Here is a 463-nt window from a genome sequence, read left to right on the forward strand (position 1 = left end):
GGCGACGGCGCCAAGAAGGACCAGGACGGCGACATCTGGCTCCTCGGCCGCGTCGACGACGTCATGCTCGTCTCCGGCCACAACATCTCCACCACCGAGGTCGAATCCGCCCTCGTCTCCCACCCCGCCGTCGCCGAAGCCGCCGTCGTCGGCGCCACCGACGAAACCACCGGCCAGGCCATCGTCGCCTTCGTCATCCTGCGCGGCACCGCCACCGAGGACGACACCCTCATCGCCACACTCCGCGACCACGTCGGCGCCACCCTCGGCCCCATCGCCAAACCCAAGCGCATCCTCCCCGTCGCCGAACTACCCAAGACCCGCTCCGGCAAGATCATGCGCCGACTCCTCCGCGACGTCGCGGAAAACCGCCAACTCGGCGACGTCACCACCCTCACCGACTCCAGCGTCATGGACCTCATCCAGTCCAAACTCCCCACCACCCCCAACGACGACTGAGCCG

At 68.7% G+C, this 463-nt stretch carries 1 protein-coding gene; it reads left to right on the forward strand.

Going from position 1 to position 463, the window contains the following annotated elements; genetic code table 11:
- Nucleotides 1-459, forward strand: a 459-nt coding sequence (locus tag QSK45_RS38110; protein WP_490993681.1) for an AMP-binding enzyme, incomplete at its 5' end; no start/stop codon positions are given.
- Nucleotides 460-463 lie beyond the last annotated feature (4 nt).

It is taken from the genome of Streptomyces hygroscopicus subsp. hygroscopicus (assembly GCF_030269125.1).
In the GTDB taxonomy this organism is placed as follows: Bacteria; Actinomycetota; Actinomycetes; order Streptomycetales; family Streptomycetaceae; genus Streptomyces; species Streptomyces hygroscopicus_C.